Source organism: Xanthomonas sp. WHRI 6108 (assembly GCF_040202385.2).
GTDB lineage: Bacteria > Pseudomonadota > Gammaproteobacteria > Xanthomonadales > Xanthomonadaceae > Xanthomonas > Xanthomonas arboricola.
This window is the reverse complement of sequence record NZ_CP168198.1, coordinates 1,521,525-1,539,771: the sequence shown is the minus strand read 5'-3', so window position 1 is coordinate 1,539,771 and position 18,247 is coordinate 1,521,525. Positions and strand designations below refer to the sequence as shown.

17 protein-coding genes and 1 other RNA gene are annotated in these 18,247 nt (G+C 67.3%); 9 read left to right on the top strand and 9 right to left on the bottom strand.

The features are described 5' to 3' along the window. The first annotated feature begins 108 nt into the window (after positions 1-108). Entirely contained in the window at positions 109-2,673 is a 2,565-nt protein-coding gene (gene mprF / locus ABQ039_RS06645) for a bifunctional lysylphosphatidylglycerol flippase/synthetase MprF (protein WP_065031816.1), read from the top strand. A 1,013-nt stretch (positions 2,674-3,686) separates the two neighbouring features. On the opposite strand, the gene ABQ039_RS06640 is transcribed toward mprF, so the two are convergent. The 7 genes from ABQ039_RS06640 to ABQ039_RS06610 form a co-directional block, all read right to left on the bottom strand. After that, a complete protein-coding gene (locus ABQ039_RS06640; protein ID WP_065032044.1) occupies positions 3,687-5,060 on the bottom strand; it encodes a virulence factor in 1,374 nt (457 codons plus the stop codon). 69 nt (positions 5,061-5,129) lie between these two features. After that, positions 5,130-5,312, bottom strand: a complete 183-nt coding sequence (locus tag ABQ039_RS06635; RefSeq protein ID WP_024937992.1) for an oxidoreductase-like domain-containing protein — start codon at positions 5,310-5,312, stop codon at positions 5,130-5,132. 62 nt (positions 5,313-5,374) lie between these two features. Then, positions 5,375-5,983, bottom strand: a complete 609-nt coding sequence (locus ABQ039_RS06630; RefSeq protein WP_024937993.1) for a hypothetical protein — start codon at positions 5,981-5,983, stop codon at positions 5,375-5,377. A gap of 35 nt (positions 5,984-6,018) precedes the next feature. After that, positions 6,019-6,621, bottom strand: coding sequence for a 2'-5' RNA ligase family protein (locus tag ABQ039_RS06625; protein ID WP_039520216.1), 603 nt, complete (start codon positions 6,619-6,621; stop codon positions 6,019-6,021). A gap of 256 nt (positions 6,622-6,877) precedes the next feature. Next, entirely contained in the window at positions 6,878-7,333 is a 456-nt protein-coding gene (locus ABQ039_RS06620) for a PA2169 family four-helix-bundle protein (protein WP_024937995.1), read from the bottom strand. A 225-nt stretch (positions 7,334-7,558) separates the two neighbouring features. Beyond that, on the bottom strand, positions 7,559-7,858 hold the full coding sequence (locus ABQ039_RS06615; protein ID WP_184380521.1) for a hypothetical protein: 300 nt from the start codon (positions 7,856-7,858) through the stop codon (positions 7,559-7,561). 42 nt (positions 7,859-7,900) lie between these two features. Then, the gene (locus tag ABQ039_RS06610; protein ID WP_039528349.1) at positions 7,901-9,109 is read right to left on the bottom strand and encodes an MFS transporter; all 1,209 of its coding nucleotides are present in this window, start codon (positions 9,107-9,109) and stop codon (positions 7,901-7,903) included. 246 nt (positions 9,110-9,355) lie between these two features. Here ABQ039_RS06610 and ABQ039_RS06605 point away from each other — a divergent pair, with 246 nt between their 5' ends. The 4 genes from ABQ039_RS06605 to ABQ039_RS06590 all read left to right on the top strand — a co-directional run bounded on the left by ABQ039_RS06605 (position 9,356) and on the right by ABQ039_RS06590 (position 13,042). After that, positions 9,356-10,450, top strand: coding sequence for an alkene reductase (locus ABQ039_RS06605; protein WP_349778461.1), 1,095 nt, complete (start codon positions 9,356-9,358; stop codon positions 10,448-10,450). Between the two features lie 61 nt (positions 10,451-10,511). Further along, a non-coding RNA gene (locus tag ABQ039_RS06600) (sX9 sRNA) lies at positions 10,512-10,587 on the top strand. Between the two features lie 378 nt (positions 10,588-10,965). After that, positions 10,966-12,021, top strand: coding sequence for a L,D-transpeptidase (locus tag ABQ039_RS06595; RefSeq protein ID WP_065049704.1), 1,056 nt, complete (start codon positions 10,966-10,968; stop codon positions 12,019-12,021). 232 nt (positions 12,022-12,253) lie between these two features. Beyond that, a complete protein-coding gene (locus ABQ039_RS06590) occupies positions 12,254-13,042 on the top strand; it encodes a hypothetical protein (RefSeq protein WP_226426631.1) in 789 nt (262 codons plus the stop codon). A gap of 117 nt (positions 13,043-13,159) precedes the next feature. Here ABQ039_RS06590 and ABQ039_RS06585 read toward each other — a convergent pair whose 3' ends face one another. After that, positions 13,160-13,495: a zinc ribbon domain-containing protein YjdM gene (locus tag ABQ039_RS06585; protein WP_039520205.1), complete on the bottom strand. Its 336-nt coding sequence runs from the start codon at positions 13,493-13,495 to the stop codon at positions 13,160-13,162. A 115-nt stretch (positions 13,496-13,610) separates the two neighbouring features. Here ABQ039_RS06585 and ABQ039_RS06580 point away from each other — a divergent pair, with 115 nt between their 5' ends. The 4 genes from ABQ039_RS06580 to ABQ039_RS06565 all read left to right on the top strand — a co-directional run bounded on the left by ABQ039_RS06580 (position 13,611) and on the right by ABQ039_RS06565 (position 17,268). Beyond that, complete coding sequence (locus ABQ039_RS06580; RefSeq protein WP_374057847.1) at positions 13,611-14,645, top strand: cation diffusion facilitator family transporter; 1,035 nt, start codon at positions 13,611-13,613, stop codon at positions 14,643-14,645. Positions 14,646-14,918: 273 nt separating this feature from the next. Continuing rightward, positions 14,919-15,392, top strand: a complete 474-nt coding sequence (locus tag ABQ039_RS06575) for a peptidylprolyl isomerase (protein WP_024938000.1) — start codon at positions 14,919-14,921, stop codon at positions 15,390-15,392. A 124-nt stretch (positions 15,393-15,516) separates the two neighbouring features. Then, positions 15,517-16,893: an Hsp70 family protein gene (locus ABQ039_RS06570; RefSeq protein WP_102252357.1), complete on the top strand. Its 1,377-nt coding sequence runs from the start codon at positions 15,517-15,519 to the stop codon at positions 16,891-16,893. 189 nt (positions 16,894-17,082) lie between these two features. Continuing rightward, positions 17,083-17,268: a hypothetical protein gene (locus ABQ039_RS06565; RefSeq protein WP_010366034.1), complete on the top strand. Its 186-nt coding sequence runs from the start codon at positions 17,083-17,085 to the stop codon at positions 17,266-17,268. An 83-nt stretch (positions 17,269-17,351) separates the two neighbouring features. Here ABQ039_RS06565 and ABQ039_RS06560 read toward each other — a convergent pair whose 3' ends face one another. After that, a complete protein-coding gene (locus ABQ039_RS06560; protein WP_349778460.1) occupies positions 17,352-18,236 on the bottom strand; it encodes a DUF4097 family beta strand repeat-containing protein in 885 nt (294 codons plus the stop codon). Positions 18,237-18,247 lie beyond the last annotated feature (11 nt).

Genomic DNA, 18,247 nt, shown 5'->3' with positions numbered 1-18,247 from the left:
ATCACCCTGCATGTACCTTGACACCGACCGTCCCATGCAGAGCAACCGCCCGCGCGGCACGCACCGTGCATGTGCCCTTCTTCCCCTTCAGCAGATCCCGTTTCCCTCATGACGGATACCTCCGTGTCTTCCCAAGCGCCGGCCAGCGGGTGGCGCCGCGCCTTGCCGGTGATCATCAGCCTGGCAATCCTGGCAATGGCGCTGCACGCGCTGTCGGGGCAATTCACCGACCATGGCTATCGGCAGATCCGCCAGGCCTTCCGCGCCCTGGGTGCCGGCCAGATCGCGCTCACCCTGTTGCTGGGCTTGAGCAGCTACGCCTGCCTGGTGGGCTTTGACTGGGTCGGGCTCAAGCGCACCGGCAAGCGGCTGCATCCGGCGCGCGTGGGCATCACCGCCTTCATGGCGCATGCGGTGGGGCAGACGCTGGGCTTTGCCGCCCTGACCGGCGGCGCGGTCCGCCTGCGCGGCTATGGCAGCGTCGGGCTGACCCTGGCCGAGATCGGCCAGGTGGTGCTGATGAGCACGCTGGGCTTCGTCTTCGGCGCCTGGGTGTTGCTTGGCCTGGCGCTGCTGCTGGAACCGGAAGCGGCTGCACGTGCCTTGCCGATCACTGCAGAAGGCATCCGCATCGCCGGCATCGCCTTGCTGGTCGGCTACGTCGCGATGCTGGGGCTGGTCGGCAGACAGGGCCGCGAATTCGGGATCCGCAGTCATCGCTTCTGGCTGCCCGACCGCACCACGGTGCTGGGCGTGACCGCGCTGAGCGTGGTCGAGCTGGGCCTGGCGGCCGCCGCGTTCTACGTGCTGCTGCCGCCGGACCCGGGCACCGGCTACTTCGGGTTTATCGGCATCTGGTTGGTGGCGGTGGTCGCCGGGCTGATCTCCACGGTGCCGGCCGGGCTGGGCGTGTTCGAGTGGAGCCTGCTCAAGCTGCTGCCGCATGTCACCCCCGCCGCGGTGCTAGCCGCCGCGCTGGCCTACCGGGTCACCTACTACATCGTGCCGCTGCTGATCTCGGTGGCGATGGCGGCAGCCTCCGGCCTGGGCGCACCGGTGCGCGCCAGCGCCAGCACCGCACGCACGGTATGGAAGGCCTTGCGCCCGTGGCTGCCGCAGATCCTGGCGTTGGCGGTGTTTGCGGTGGGTGCGGCGCTGGTCATCGACGGCACCTTGCCCACCCCGCGTGCGCGCCAGGAAGTGGCGCCGCTGCCGCTGATCGAAACCTCGCACCTGCTGGTCAGCCTGGGCGGCATGGTGCTGCTGCTGATCGGCCAGGGCCTGCAACGCCGCAGCCATGCGGCCTGGGTGCTCGCGCTGGGCGTATGCATCCTGCTGCCGCCGCTGTCGCTGTTGCGCGGCAGCCATATCTCGGTGTCGTTGTCGGCGGCACTGGCCGCAGTGGCGCTGTGGGCGGCACGCCGCGAGTTCTACCGCCAGGGCGCGCTGCTGGACGAAGCCTGGTCGTGGCGCTGGCTGAGCAATCTCGGCCTGGTGCTGGTGGCCACGTTCTGGCTGCTGTTCTTCGTCTACAGCCACGTCGAATACAGCAACGACCTGTGGTGGGAATTCGCCACCTCGGCCAACGCGCCACGCGCGCTGCGCGCGGCGCTGATCCTGTGCGTGGGCGTGATCGTGTTCGGCATGGCGCGCCTGCTGCGTGGCGGCCGCCGCCCGATGCCGTCCGCCGATGCGCAGACCCTGCAGACGCTGGCGCCGATCCTGGCCATCAGCACCGACACCCAGGCCTGCCTGGCGCTGACCGGCGACAAGGCCTTCCTGCTCGACGAGCAGGGCCGCGGGTTTGTGATGATGCAGCGTTACGGTGGCTCGCTGATCTCGATGGGCGACCCGGTCGGCCCACCGGAGGTCGCGCGCGCCCTGATCTGGCGCTTCCGCGAGGAGGCCGACCATATGGGCCTGCGCCCGGTGTTCTACCAGGTCGGCGAAAAATACTGGCAGACCTACCTCGACATGGGCCTGACCCTGGTCAAACTGGGCGAAGAGGCGATCGTGCCGCTGGAAGGCTTCACCCTCGAGGGCCGCGACCGCGCCGATCTGCGCCAGGCCTGGAACCGCGGCAAGCGCGGCGGCCTGACCTTCCGCATGCTGCAACCCGAACAGGTGGACGCGGTACTGCCGCGTCTGTCCGAAGTGTCCGAGCAATGGCTGGAAGAAAAGTCCGGCGAAGAAAAAGGCTTCTCGCTGGGCAGCTTCGATGCGGACTACCTGCGCCGCTTCCCGGTGGCAGTGGCCGAGGCGGAGGGCGAAATCGTGGCCTTCGCCAATGTGTGGTGGGCGCCGGCCGGCGGCGAGCTGTCGGTGGACCTGATGCGGCACAGCGCACAGGCACCCAAGGGCACGATGGATTTCCTGTTCATCGAGCTGTTCCTGTGGGGGCAAGCCAATGGCTATACGCGCTTTTCGCTGGGCATGGCACCGCTGTCGGGCCTGGCCGAGCATCGCCTGGCCGGCCGCTGGAATCGCTTCGCCAGCCTGGTCGCACGTCATGGCGAGCGCTTCTATGGCTTCAGCGGCCTGCGCCGCTTCAAGTCGAAGTTCGCCCCGACCTGGCGCCCGCGCTATCTGGTCGCGCCCGGTGGCATGCATCTGCCGGCGGCGCTGCTGGATGTCACCCGATTGATCTCGGCGGATCCGGGCCGGCAGGAGTAAGGCCGCTCGATACCTGCCGTTTTACGCGAATGCCCCGCTCTGCTGCGGGCGCTTGCACGTGTGCCTGAAGGCATTGCTTGCCGATCAGCAGTGTCAACGCTGGGCGCGTGGTGCCACGTCCGGGGGCGTGACCATGTGGCGACATGGATGTCGCCACCGAGCCTGCATGAATGGATTCACGGCGTGTCCCGACACTGGATGCGGCGCCGCGCCGCCGACCGATCCCGTACACCGATCGATCTTGCGCACGGCATTTGGGGGTTCCACGCGAATGCTTCGGTCTACTGCGGGCGCTTGCACGCGTACCGGTGTGGGACACGCCGCAAGTACGTCCGTGTAGGCTCTGGCGCGGCATCCATGCCGCTCAAGGTCCCACACCGGCACCCGCGCAAGCACCACCGGTTGTTGTCGGTTGCTGAAAGAAATGCGAAGGGCCTGTTGGCGCTGCAGATCCTTCGGAACGTCACCACTTTTTGGCGCCATGACAGCAGGTAGATGGCTTGCCGATTACATCGGCCACGAAGTCCGCAGGCATCAACACGTGCTTGAAGCACTGCTTGCCGATCAGCAGTGGCAACGCTGGAAGCGTGGTGCCGCGTCCGGGGGCGGGACCGTGTGGCGACATGGATGTCGCCACCGAGCCTCCAGGGATGGATTCACGGCGTGTCCCGACACCGGATGCGGCGCCGCGCCGCCGACCACCTCCGCACACCGATCAATCTGTGCAGAACATCTTTCGTTTACGCGCGAATGCTTCGGTCTGCTGCGGCGCTTGCACGCGTACCGGTGTGGGACACGCCGCAAGTACGTCCGTGTAGGCTCTGGCGCGGCATCCATGCCGCTCAAGGTCCCACACCGGCACCCGCGCAAGCACCACCGGTTGCTGTCGGTTACGGAAAGAAATGCAGGGGCCTGCTGGGCCGCAGGGGGGCCAAACCGAACGGTGACGACCGGGTTGTTGACCTGGTTCGGCCTGGAGTTGGACCGAGCCAGGTCAGACATGCCGCGCTCGCTTACGGCTTCGACAGCGCGTGCAGCTGCTCCATGATCACCTTGGCCAGGGTCGCGTAATCGCCCTTGAAGTGGTGATCACCCGGCAGCGCGACCCGCTTGGCGGCCTGTGCCGGCAGGCTCGGGCAGAGCGCGTCCTGGTCGTCCTGGCCATAGATGCACACGGTGGTGCCGGCGGGAAGCCGCTGCACTTCCGGCGCGATCGGCAGGCCTTCGTCGTCCGAGCCCAGCCAGTTGCTGACGTGGAATTCGTAATCGGCCAGCTTGCCCACCGACAACAGCGCGGTCATGCGCAGGTTCTGCTTGGTCTGCGCCGGCAGCTTGTTGATTGCGGCCGGCAACACGTCCGCGCCCTGCGAGAAGCCGATCAGCACCACCCGCTGACGTTGCCAGCGCTGCGCATAGAAACGCGCGATGCGATCCAGATCGGTGGCAAAGCCCTGCGGTGTGCGCTCGGTCCAGAAGTAACGCAGCGAATCCAGGCCGACCACCGGGATGCCCTGCGCGGCCAGGGCATCGGCCACCTCTTCGTCCAGACCTGCCCAGCCACCGTCGCCGGAGACGAAGATCACGAAGGTGTCGTCGTCGCTGTCGCCATCGGGCTTGGCCGGCAGCTCCACCACCGGCAGGTCTTCCAGCCCGCCCGGCGGTGGCGGCAGCGCCACGCCCTTCTGCTCGCCCAGCGAACGTGCCGCTGCGCGCAGGCCCGGCAGAATGTCGCCCCGCGCCGAACGCGTGAACGTGCGCGCCTGCGGCACCTGCTTGAGGAAGCCGTCTTCGGCCGCGGCCGGGCAACGCTTGTCCTGGCTGCCGGCAAGCACCCAGGGAATCTGCAACGGCACCGGAAGCAGGGTGTTGCTGCCCGGGCGCACGCCCGGCTGGCAGATCGCCTGGTCGGACACCGTCGCCGGGCAGAGCCCGTCGGTCAGCACGCCGGCCAGCACATGCGGCTTGGCTTGCGCCGCGATCGCATAGGCCAGCGCAGCCCCCTCGCCGTCGCCGACCAGCAGCGGCAGGCGGTAGGTGGGGATGTGGTAGAAGGCCTGCACGTAGCGCGAGAAATTTTCCACATCGCCGACCGAGAACGCGCAGGTACCGCCGGCCTTGCGCAGCACCGCGTAAAGATGCGCGGTATCGACCATCGCCACCATCGCGCCATCGGCGCGCAGGCTTTCTGCCTGGGTCTGGCGCTTGACGTTGTTGCCGGTGCCGGTCAGCCAGATCACCACGCGCTGCGGCTCGCCCTTGGGCATCAGCACCGGCACCTGCTCGAAGCGGCCGTGGCTCACTGGCTGCGTGGTCTGCGCAGCCGCCATGCCCGATAGCGTCAACACCGCCGCGCCGCAGAGCGCGCTCCACATCTCAAGTCGTCGCATGTCGCACCATCGGGAAAAGTGGTTCAAAGATAATCGTTCCAGGCGGCCACGCGAAGCGCGGCGCTTCGCTTATCGCGCATGTGCTCGCTGGCGATCTTCCCAGGCGGCCAAGGCCTGCCGGTAACGCGCCAGGTCGTCCGCGTACAGATCGTGCACGCACAGCGGGCAACCGCTTTCGCAGCACTCGTTGGGCGCAGGCGGCTCGGGCGGCTGCGGGCGTGGATCGTGATCGGAAGCTGCGCGGTCGTGCATGCGCGCATTGTAGCGTGCGCCGTGGCTGCGCCTGGATGAACCACGGCGCGCAGCGTGCCAGGTCAGCGCCCCAGTCGCCGGCGCAGATTGGCCCGCGCCGCAGCGTCGCAGCGCGCATGGAAGTAGTCGCTCAGGAAGATGCGCGGACGCTCGAGCAGGCCCGCCAGAAAGCGCCTGCGGTTGAGCCGGAACAGCAGGCTGGGGACATGCCCACGGTACTCGGCGGCAATGCCCTCGTCATACGCATCGAACACCGCTGCCGGTGCGGCCAGGATCGCCATGTCGCAGTCCAGGAACAACGCCGCTTCGGCGTCCACGTCCGCCGGCTGCAGTTGTCCGTGGCGTGCGGTGAGCAGAATCAGGCGCTGCACGCGCTGCAGATCCACCGATGCCTGCGGCCACCAGCGCGGGATGCAGTCCACCGCCCAGTTGGCGGATTCCGCCTCGTTGTCGCTGCGCCCGGGCTGGTACACCGCATCGTGAAACAGTACCGCCAGCCAGACTTCGACCGGCTGCTGCCAACCCGGCCCGGCGGCGACCTCGGCGTAGTGCTGCAGCAGCGCACGCACATGGCCGAAGTGGTGATAGGCGCGCGGTGGCGTGGCATAGGCCTGTTCGAGCGCGGCCAGGTGCTCGGGCTGCAATGGCAGTGGTGTGGTGGTGGCATCCATGCACGCAGGCTACCGCGTACGCATCTGCCTGCACATCAGCGCAGCGCCCACTGCCCTTCGATCTGGTAACGCGACTGGCCCAGGAAGCTGCGCACCAGCGCGAACTCGCGCACCGTCCACGCCAGCGCATCGCAGCGCCGTTGCGGCAACGACTGGTTGCAATACAGCAGCGTCATATGCGGCGTGTACTGCGCGTCGCCGGCAATGCCCGCATGCGCCAGCTGCCGGCCCAGCGCGCCCTGCAGTTCGTACAGCCCGCGCACCTTGTCTTCGCCACGCAGCACGCATGGCAGCTGCGAGCGCCGGCCGCCGAAGGTGCCGACCCGATCGAACTCCACCTCGAACGCGTCCAACACCACGCGCTCGGCTGCCTGACTGGCGCGGCTCACCAGCGAAGGCGGCAAGCCGCCCGCGTAATCGCCCAGATGATGCAGGGTCACATGCAAGCGCTCGCGCGCCAGCGGCTTGCCGTCGACATGACCATTGTGCAGCAGCCCATCGGCGATCGCCGCGGCGCGTTGGGCGGTGGCCGCATCGGCCATCACCGCAAAGAACAGGCGCTCGGTGGTCTTCTCCTCACCGAGGCCAAGCGACAATTGCGCCTCGGCCGAGGACAGGTACAGAAACTGCTGTTGCATGGGCTGATTCCACGACCGCGTACGCGGACCTGCCGGGAAGAAGGGCGGCGGATACTAGCAGACCAGATGCATGTGTGACACGCATTCAACGCCAATGCAAAAACGTGGAACGCGTGCAATGCGTGGAACAACAACCGCGCAGCACTGACCACCTGCGACACAAAAAGAAACGGGCAGCTTGCGCTGCCCGTTTCCGCCTTTATCGGTTCACTCCGCAAGCTGCATCACCTGGATGCGCCTGGGTCACGCACGCAGCTTATGCGGCGTTCTTCATCGCATGCTTGCGGTTACGCATCACGTCGTGACATGCGCGCACTTCCGGCAGCAGACGCAGTGCGGCGTCGCGTGCGGCAGCCGGGGTGTCCTGGTCGGCGATGGTTTCGTCGAACGCCTTCAGCAGACGGTCTTCGGACTCTTCCAGTTCGGCAACGTAGCCGTACTTGGTATCGCCCAGCGTGGCGCGCACCTTGCCGTAGAACTGCTGCATGCTGCCGACCATGGTGCCGCTGGTTTCCGGCTTGCCGCCGACCGATGCAACCACACTGCTCAGATTGCTGACGATGTCGGACTTCACGCCGGCGATGCGGCGGAACAACGTTGCAAGTTCCGCATCACCCACCTTGGCGGCCGCTTCTTCGTAGAAGTCCTTGCCGTCGCGGGAAATGGCGATGAGGTCGTTGAGGCTATGCTCGGTCTTGCTCTGAATGCTCATGTGTCGCTCCTGGTTGCGATGGGCCAGCGCTGCGCGGTTGGTGGATGCGTCTGCGCTGGCTTTCGGGGATGAGGCAATCGATGTGCTGATTGCATGCCTTGGCGTTGTGTACGGCCTTAGATTGGCGGGACACACATAATCGACATGTGAGTGATGTGGTGATTGTCCTCACGCGATCATGCAGGCAATGAATGGCGATTCATCGATGCCAAGAGCAGGTCAAACCTACCTTGGCTGCCGGCTCGCCCACATATTGTCGACCAGGTTGGGATAGGGGCGACCGGCCTCCTCTGCGCGCTGCTTGGCAGCGGCTTTTTGGCTTGCGGTCAGCGGCGTGGAGGCGGAGTTACCCTTGGGCTTGCCGCGCTTCCAGGGCGGTGGCGTGTGTTCGGTCATGGCGCTGTACGGTCCGCTTGCAGTGAAGCGTGCAGTCTCGACGTGCGCTCGTGAGTTGGCCGTGGATATGGCCTTGCGTCCTGCACTGACCAACGTGGCAACCAGCACGCCTTCTGCCAACTCTGCCACTCATCACTCCAACTGCAGCAGGCAGTGCAGGCCGGCAGCGCCTCAGCAGCTCGCCAGCGACGCGCGCTGGCGGCGCTCCTGCCAGACCGCCAGCGCATACACCAGCAAGCCGCCCAGCGCAGTGGCCGCGCCCACGTAGCCGGTCGAGGTCCAGCCCCACCCGGCGGTGATCGCCATACCGCCCAGCCACGGGCCCAGCGCATTGGCGGTATTGAATGCGGCATGGTTGGACGCCGCTGCCAGGGTCTGCGCCTCCGCGGCCACATCCATCAGGCGCGTCTGCAGCGCAGGTGCCAGTGCGCCCATGGTGCCGACCGCCACGATGGACACAAACACCCACAGGCCCGACTGCGCAGCCAACGGAAAGGTCAGCATCACCACCACCGACCACACCAGCAATACCGGCACCGCGCGGAACTGCATGCGGTCGAACAGCCAGCCGCCCAGGATGCTGCCGAGCACGCCGCCGACCCCGAACGCCACCATCGCCAGCGGGATCCGCGCCGGCTCCACGCCGGTCACCGCGGTCAGGGTGGGCGCCAGATAACTGAAGACGCAGAACATGCCGGAAAAGCCCACCGCGCCGATCGCCAGGGCCAGCCATACCTGCGGCTGATTGAACGCGCGCAGCTCACGCAACGGCTGTTGCCGCGGCTCGTCCGGCGCAGGCGGCAGGCGCGCCGCCACTGCCGCAACCGTGCACAGCGCAAGCACCGACACCGCCGCGTAGGCCCACCGCCAACTCACGATCTGACCCAGCCAGGTCGCCAACGGATTGCCGACCAGCAAGGCAATGCTCAGGCCCAACAACACCCGGCCCACCGCAGTGGCACGTTGGTTGGGCGGGCTGATCGACGCGGCCACCAGTGAAGCGACGCCGAAGTACGCGCCATGCGGCAAACCAGCGATGAAACGGCACAGCAACATCGTGTGATAGCTCGGCGCCAAGGCGCTGGCCAGATTGCCCAGCGCGTAGAACACCATCAGCAACAGCAACAAGGTGCGCCGCGGCCAGCGCGCGCCAATGATCGCCAGCAACGGCGCACCGACCACCACACCCAGCGCATAGGCGCTGATCACGTGGCCGACCTGCGGCTCGCTGATCTGCAGGCCCTGCGCGATCTGGGTCATCAGGCCCATGGTGGAGAATTCGCTGATGCCGATCGCAAAGCCGCCCATCGCCAACGCAAACAGGATCAGCACGTAATCGCGCCGTGATACGCGCGGCGTCGAAAGATCGGTATCGGACATGCCCGACTCCAGGATGACGGGGCAGCGTATTATTGTGCAACGCAGCAATCAACGGAAGCGCGGCGCCTGCTGCGATTCAGCGCCAGGCCCCGGCACATCACGGTCTGGCCGCTCTCGATGCGCCAGGAGACGCTGTGTCCTATCGCTATCGCTCGAATCGGCGCTGCTCCGCCACCATCGCTAGGGGGCACTCGCGATCGGCGCGGTGTCGCGCCTGGCGCGTGATCCACACCCAATTGGTTGCTGATGTCCAAATCCACCGAGTCCCCGTTGTTTTCCGCCGTGCGCCTGGGCGCACTGGATCTTGCCAACCGCGTGATCATGGCGCCGCTGACGCGCAATCGCGCCGTCGCCGGGCAGGTGCCCTCGCCGCTCGCCGCCGAGTACTACGGCCAACGCGCCAGTGCCGGCCTGATCGTGGCCGAAGGCACGCAGATCAGCCCGCTGGGTCAGGGCTACCTGGATACGCCCGGCATCCATACCGCCGAGCAGGTCCAGGGCTGGCGTGCGGTCACCGATGAAGTGCATCGCCGTGGCGGCAAGATCGTGCTGCAGCTGTGGCATGTGGGCCGCGTCTCGCACACCAGCGTGCTGCCGCCGGGCGAATCGCCGGTGGCGCCCAGCGCCATCCGCGCCGAAGGCAAGACCTACACCAAGGACGGCTTCCAAGATGTCTCCGAGCCGCGCGCGCTGGCGCTGGACGAAATCCCCGCCCTGATCGAGGACTACCGCATCGCCGCGCGCAACGCCATCGATGCCGGCTTCGACGGCGTGGAAGTGCATGCGGCCAACGGCTACCTGCTCGATCAGTTCCTGCGTGACGGCTCCAACCAGCGCACCGACGCGTACGGCGGCGACATCGAAAATCGCACCCGCCTTCTGACCGAAGTGGTGCAGGCGATCGCCGACGAGATCGGCGCCGAGCGCACCGGTGTGCGGCTGTCGCCGGTCACGCCGGTGTACGGCATGCATGACTCCGATCCGCAGCCGCTGTTCGAACGTGCGGTGGAGCGTCTCAACCTGATCGGCGGGCTGGCCTTCGTGCACGTGATCGAAGGCGCAACCGGCGGTGCGCGTGACAACGTCGCCTTCGACTATGCCGCGCTGCGCGCAAAGTTCGACGGCGCCTGGATCGCCAACAACAGCTACGACAAGGCGCTGTCCGACCACGCCATCCACAGCGGTTACGCCGATGCGATCGCCTTCGGCCGGCCGTTCATCGCCAACCCGGATCTGGTGCGTCGCCTGCACGAGAACGCCCCGCTGGCCGAGCTCGACCAGGCCACCCTGTACGGCGGCGGTGCCAAGGGCTACACCGACTACCCCGCCCTGCCGAACTGAGCGCGGCTGCAAAACGCCTGCGCTCACCGCCAGGCGGGCGCGACCGATGTCCGGAATCGGGATGTACCACGCGTACATTCCGGTTCCTGCGCGCCGTCCGCGCTCACCTGACGACTGATCGTTAGATTTTGTCAGTCGCTCCAGGTCTCGCCGACACAGCGGCTGCGCTGGGCATCAAGCGAGCGCAGCTGCCGTATCGGATCGACCGGTCCGCACGCGCACGTTGGACCTGGGCACGTCGCCGGCCCGGCGTCTCGTGCAAGCGCGATACGCATCCCTTGCCCGATCGCCCGCGCAATGCGGCGGTCCTCGTGCATCTGCCAAGTCAATCGTTGAACCGGCGCGCAAGGCCAGGCGCTTGTGCGTGTGTTCGCCCCAGGCTCGGCGAATACGCAAACGCGTACACCGCACGCCCCCTCGCAACGCGGATGCCTTCGCAACGTAGCCCTCCCGGTAGCGACCACATGACGCGTACACCCGGCCCCGCTAGGATCGTGCCGACACTGCTCTCTGGAATGCCGATGCGGCCCCTGCTCACTGCCATTGTTTTTTGCACGCTGCTGGTCTGCGGGCCAGCGCTTGCGGTGCCGTTCTGGGGCGCGCGCCAGTCCAGCCCTGCCGAAACGGCGCCGGCCGACCTCAAGCCGGGCGAATGGATCTGGGGCGGCGTCAGCAAGGGCTGGGGGCCGATGGCGGTGATCGTCAGCCTCACCGAGCAACGCGCGTATGCGTATCGCAACGGCATCCTGATCGGCGTTTCCACCATCAGCTCCGGCAAGCCCGGGCACGAGACACCGACCGGTGTGTTCACCATCCTGCAGAAGGACAAGGACCACCGCTCCAACCTCTACAACGCCGCGCCCATGCCCTATCAGCAACGCCTGACCTGGGACGGCGTGGCCCTGCACGCAGGCGGCCTGCCCGGTTATCCGGAATCGCATGGCTGCGTGCATCTGCCGTCGGAATTCGCACGGCTGCTGTTCGACAATTCCAACATGGGCATGGTGGTGGTGGTCGCGCAAGCCGGTGTGGATGCGGACGCGGTGGTGCATCCCCGTGCGCTCAGCCCGATCGACCCGGCCACCGGTGCGCAGCGGGCATTGCTGCCGCTGCCCAACGGCCAGAGCTTTGCGTGGCAGCCGGAACTGGCACCCACCGGCCCCATCTCGATGCTGGTCAGCAGCAGCGATCAGCAACTGGTGGTGTATCGCAACGGCGTGGAAATCGGACGCGCGCAAGTGGCATTGCGCGCGCAGACCGGCGCCGCGCCGCTGGGCACGCAGGCGTTCATCGTCGGCCAGGGCTTCCTGCCTGGCGAAGTGCCCGGCTTGCCCGGTCAACGCATGCCCAACTGGATGCGCATCGGCATCCCGGGCAGCAGCGCCGCGGCAGGACAGGCCCTGGATGCCGACACCATCGCGCGGCTGCAGGTGCCGCCGGCATTCCTGGCCGGCCTGCTGCCGCTGCTGACACCTGGTGTGGTGCTGGTGGCCACCGACCAACGCATCCTTCCCGAAACCACCGGCGGCAAGCTGCAGGTGCTGGATTCGGACCCGCCCGAAGCACCCTAAGCACGAACAGCGCCGCGTCAACGCAGTGGCGAGTTGCAAGCTGCGCGTGAGGTCGTGCGCGCACATGCGTGCAGCCCGGCATCGGCATGCACTCGTATGCGCTGGCGGTGCCGAGCGCTGGCGGCCCGCCCGGTGTTGTTGAGCGCCGCGACCCGACGCGCGTTGCTGCGATTGTCAGCGCGACCTGCTTGGCAGATGATGCGGACATCCCTCATTGCCAAGGATGTGCGTGATGCGTTTACTCACTGCGGTTCTGCTCGGCAGCACGCTATTCGGTTACGCGTCCTCCACCGCAGCGGCCGAGCCGCTGCGCCCTGCCGCACCGAACGCCGAGTGCCTGGATGCGCGCAAGGTAACGGAGCTGCATCAAGCCGATCCGCGCACGCTGGCAGTGGCCGAACAGGGCGGGCGGCTGTTCCGCATCAGCCTGGCGCAGGACTGCCCGCAACTGGCCGCACAAGCCGATGCAAGCCTGCTGGCGGCGCACGGCTGGGTCTGCAACGGTGCGCCGGCATACGTGCGCTCGGGCCAGCAGCACTGCGCGGTCAGCCAGATCGCCACGCTGAGTGCGCGCGAATACGCCAGTGCGGCACGGCAACGCGACAGCGGCATCCCGACCCTGGACGGGGTCAGCGTGCGCGAAGCGCGCCGGCGCAATTTCGCCGGTTCGTCCAGCTACTGCTTCAATCCCAGCATGCTGCGTTCGTGGTCGGAAGACGGCCAGGGCCTGGTGGTGGAAGTCTCGCCACGTCACCCCGGCACGCATCGCCACTACCGCGTCGAACTGATGGACAGCTGCCGCGAACTCAGTGGCGCGCCGCCGATCCGCTTCGTCTCCGGCATGGGCCTGAATGCGATCTGCGGCAATCCCGGCGACAAGGTCGATGTGCTCGACGAAATGGCACTTGCCGGCGCGGCTGCCGGATCCGGCCAGCAGGGCGACCTGAGCACCACGCGTGGCAGCCTGGCCGCGCGGATGCGCCAGAGTTGCACGGTGGCGGCGGTGTATCCGCGCGATTGAGCACGCCGCAACGCAGGAGCGCGCTTGCGTGCGATGAGGCGGTATCGATACCGCTTCATCGCGCGCAAGCGCGCTCCTACACACGCTGCAGGCTGTGCTGCTGGCTCCGCAACAGCCTCAGGCCTTGCGCAGGAAACAGGTCTTCAGCACCAGGCCCTTGATCTTTTCCGAATTGCCTTCGATGTGCTCGGCATCGTCCTCGACCAGGCGGATGTTGCGGATCAGCGTGCCCTGCTTGAGCGGAATCGACGAGCCCTTGACCTTCAGGTCCTTGATCACCGTCACCGTGTCGCCGGCCTGCAGCAGGTTGCCGTTGCTGTCGCGCACCACCGTCGCAGTCGCGGCGGACTCGCCCGCGCTCCATTCGAAGCCGCAGTCTGCGCAAATCAGCAACGCGCCATCGGCATAGGTATTGTCCAGGCCACATTGCGGGCAGGCGGGAACGGAAGACATGCGATTCCTAGGTTCAAAACGGGCGTGGATTGTAGCGCCCCGGCCGCGCGATCACGTCTCCGGCACGGCGCCGGCGCGATAGTGCGGCGCTTGTCGAATGCCCTGCAGGTCGCACGTGTCCAACCCATCGCTTCCCCAAGCCCCCGGCGCTGCGCCAGGATCCACCGCGCCTACGGCTGGCGAACCGGGCGCGGCAAAGAAAACCGGCTCGCATCTGGTCGTCTATGTCGCGCTGGCCGGCAACCTTGCCATCGCGATCGCAAAATTCATCGCCGCAGGCATTTCGGGCAGCTCGGCGATGCTCAGCGAAGGCGTGCACTCGCTGGTGGACACCGTCAACGAAGTGCTGCTGCTGTACGGCCTGCGCCGCGCCGCGCAGGCCCCCTCGCCGACCCATCCGTTCGGCTACGGGCGTGAGCTGTACTTCTGGAGTTTCATCGTCGCGCTGCTGGTCTTCGCGATGGGCGCAGGCGTGTCGCTGTACGAGGGCATCGTGCATCTGCGCAATCCCGAGCCGGCCAAGAGCCATCTGCTCGCCTACATCGTGCTCGGCGTATCGATCGTGTTCGAAGGCATTTCCTGGGTCGTGGCGCTGCGCGAATTCCGCGCCAAGAAGGGCCGCATGGGCTATTTCCAGGCATTCCGGCAGAGCAAGGATCCCAGCACGTTCACCGTGCTGCTCGAAGATAGCGCCGCCTTGATCGGCCTGTTCATGGCGGTACTGGGCCTGGCCGGCGCGCAGCTGCTGGACATGCCCGAACTCGATGGCATCGCCTCGATCGGCATCGCCTGTGTGCTGGCCTTCACCGCATTCCTGTTGGCGCGCGAAACCAAGGGCCTGCTGATCGGCGAACCCGCGCATGCGCACGTCACCGAATCGCTGCTGCGCATTGCCGCCAGCGATGCGGATGTACGCGCCGCCAACGGCGTATTGACCATGCAGATGGGCCCGAACCAGGTGGTCGCCGCGTTGAGCGCCGAGTTCGAAGACAGCCGCACCACGCCACAGATCGAAGCCTGCGTCGGGCGCATCGAAGCGGCCGCCAAGCGGCAGCACCCCGAGCTCACCGCGCTGTTCATCAAGCCGCAGACGCCGGAAACCTGGCACGCGCGCCGCGCCCAGATCGAACGTGGGGCCGAGAAGGATTAGCGCACGGCAGGCCGTGGAATGCGTGCATCGCCACGCGGCCAAACGCCGCACGTGACGCGCATCGATCGGCTCATCTTCGCACCGACGCATCGCGCAGGAAGCAGTTGCATCGCAGCGGTGACATCGTCACCACCAAGCTGATCCTCGCCCTAACCGCAGCCCCGGCTGCGGTTGCATCATCCGGGTCGATTGCCTACGGTAGGCGGGCACCACCTCTTGGCGTCGTGAGTCAGCCGACGCATCCCACTCGATCACAAGTCATGGAGGTTTCCGATGGAAATCAGCCAGGGTCGCGTTGCGACCATTCATTACACCCTTTCCGACGACAGTGGCCAGGTCCTGGACCGTTCGACGCCGGACGCGCCATTGAGCTACCTGCACGGCGCCGGCAACATCGTGCCCGGCCTGGAACACGCGCTGGACGGCAAGCGCGTCGGCGAGACACTCACTGCCGATGTCGTGCCCGAGCAAGGCTATGGTCCGCGCCACGAGCAGTTGATCCAGCAGGTGCCGCGCGAGGCATTCCCGACCGATGTCGAGGTCGTGCCGGGTGTGCAGTTCGAGGCGCGCACCCAGCAGGGCCCGGTGCTGGTCACCGTCACCGAGGTGGGCCCGGAGCAGGTCACCGTCGACGGCAACCATCCGCTGGCCGGGCAGACCCTGCATTTCGCGGTCGAAGTCATCGAGGTGCGCGAAGCCACCACCGAAGAACTGAACGAAGGCCAGGTCGCCAGCGTCGCGGCCTGATTGGGTGCGCCGCGTGCCTGCGGGCATGCGGCAGTTCGGCTGCTGCGACGTCCGAACGCAGTGCGATGGGCGTCGCCGGCAGCAGAAGTAGTAAAGTGCGCGGCCCGCTCACAGGCCCGCTTGCATGAAACTCGGCATCGACTTCGGTACCAGCAACTCCGCCGCTGCGGCGATCGTCGATGGCCAGGTGGTCCCGGTGCGCTTCGGCGAGGCCCTGCAGTTCCGCACCACGGTGTATTTCCCCGAGACCATGCGCGACCCGGACGATTTCAGCCTGACCCCGGCGCTGGAATACGAGGTCGAGCGGCTGATCGACTCCGGCCGTCGCGACGCCGCCGCGGCCGGTCGCACGTCCAGCACCGACAGCCTGCGCCGCGATGCGATCCGCATCGTGCGCCGCCAGTGGATGGAAGAGCAGGTGCGCGAACCGCGCAGCTCCGCCGCCCTGCTGCAGAACGCGGTCTACGGCGACGAAGCGCTGGATGCGTATTTTCTGGAAGGCGAAGGCAGCCTGGTGCAGAGCCCCAAATCGATGCTGGGCTACAACCTGCATCCGCGTGCGCGCCAGACCATCACCGGCATCGCCACGCACGTGCTGGAACACATCCGGCTCACCGCCTCGCGCCAGTTCGACATCAATATCCGCAGCGCCACGCTGGGCCGCCCAGTGCAGTTCCGCAGTTCCATCGGCGAGGCCGGCAACGCGCAGGCGCTGGACATTCTGCAGACCGCCGCCATCGCCGCCGGCTTCGACAGCGTGGATTTCCTCGAAGAACCCGCAGCGGCCGCGATGCATTACCACGTCAGCCACGACAGCCGTCACGACACCGTGGTGGTGGACATCGGCGGCGGCACCACCGACATCGCCCATGCCAGCGTCGGCGGCAGCGCCGCGCCGCAGGTGCACCGCGCCTGGGGCATCGCGCGCGGCGGTACCGATATCGATCTGGCGCTGAGTCTGGCCGCCTACATGCCGCTGTTCGGCCGCGGCATCACCCGCGTGCCCACCCACCATTACGTGGAAGCGGCGATGGTGCAGGACATGACCCGCCAGCGCGAATTCCGCCTGCACAAGTACCAGGACGTCCCCGCCCCGTTCGACAAGCGCCTGCAGGCGCTGCAGGACACCGGCAACACCGCGCGCCTGTACCGCGGCGTGGAAGCCTGCAAGATCGCGCTCAGCGAGCGCGACCGGCACCAGGCCGGGCTGGACTTCATCGAACGCGGGCTGGAAGTAGAGGTGCAGGCAAGCGCGCTGGTTGCGTCCGCTTCCAGCTACCTGGGCGAACTGGAAGGCCTGCTTGCACAGGTCCGTGCCGACCTGGACGCGCCGCCGGCCACGCTGTTCCTCACCGGCGGCATGTCGCGTGCCGGCTATATCCGCGACACGGTGGCTGCCGCGTTCCCGGAATCGCGCCTGGTGCAGGGCGATCCGTCCTTCGGCGTGGTGCAGGGTCTGGCCTGGGCGGCGGCCCGCCAGGCCCGTCCGTCGGATGGTTAAGGCAACGCGGGCGCCCATCCGTTACAATGCACGGTTGCTGCATACCGCTTAGCCGGCTTGTCAGCAAGGCACGCTTGCCGTGCCGCCGCGATTGCGCACCGAACGCGACCGCACCTCTCGACACCGCTTCCGCGCGCGCCACCCTAGCCGCACGCGGTGTCATCGCACTTCCCCGCTACAGGAGGCCACATGGCACGTCCCGCGACCAAGCAGAAATCCCAGCCCAGCATCGCTCGCAGCGAAGGCAAGTCGCAGCCGCTCAGTCGTGAGCGCATCGCTGCCGACATCGCCGCGTTCCGCAAGACCGGCGGCCGGATCGAAGTGCTCACCACCAACTTCGGCCCTGCGCGTAACGATGGCGACAAGATCGCCTAAGCGTCACCCGCAAGCCGAAGCGTTGTACCGACGTGCCACCGCAAGGTGGCACGTTCGTTTCCGGCCGCAGTTGGCGCAGCCGCTCAGTTGCCGTAATCGATGCGCACCGACCCGGAATGCGACTCGAGCTTGATGTCACCATTGCCGGCACCCAGCCGGGTTCTCAGGCTCTTGCCCGGGCCGTACTCCGGCCGCTCCACCTGCCCGGCCACCGAACGGATGTCGCCGCTGAACACCTCCACCTGCAGCGCTGCCGACACGTTGCGCGGCACACCCAGGCTGATGGTGCCACTGACGCTCTCCGCAGCGATGCTGCCGCCCGGCGCCAGACCGGCCACCGTCAGCGCCGTTGCGCCGGACACGCTCTCGGCGCGCAGCTGCGACACCTGCCCCGCGCCGACCCGGATCTGGCCGGAAACGGACTCGACCGACACTACGCCGCTGGCGCCGGCCGGCGCATCGATCTGCCCACTGACCGTGCCCAGGCTCAGCCGTGCGCTGGCCATCGTGCTGCGCAGTGCGCCGCTGACGGTTTCCAGTTGCGCTTCCCTGGCGCGTCCGGCTGCGACCACGTTGCCGCTGACCGACTTGAGCTGCAACCGCGCCAGATCGACCTGATCGACATCCACCGAGGCACTCACCGCCTCCACCTCCAGCAGCGCCGCGCGCGGAACCCGCAGCTCCAGTTGGGCCCCCCTGCTGTTGCGGTTGTTACGCGGGTAGATCACCTCGAACTGCAGCCGGTCCGGGCTTTCATCCACCTCCAGGCGCTGCCCTTCGCCCAGGGTGCCGGTCAGCGCCACGTCGTCGCGGTCCCAGCCGCGCACGCGGATCTGCCCAGCGATGTTGTCCAGCTCCACGCGCCCGCCGCGCGTCAGCGGATGGCTCTGCTTCACGGTGGTCTGCGCTGCCGCCGGCAGTGCGCAAAACGCAAGCAGCAGCAACACGGATAGATGGGCGTAACGCATGGGCATGCTCC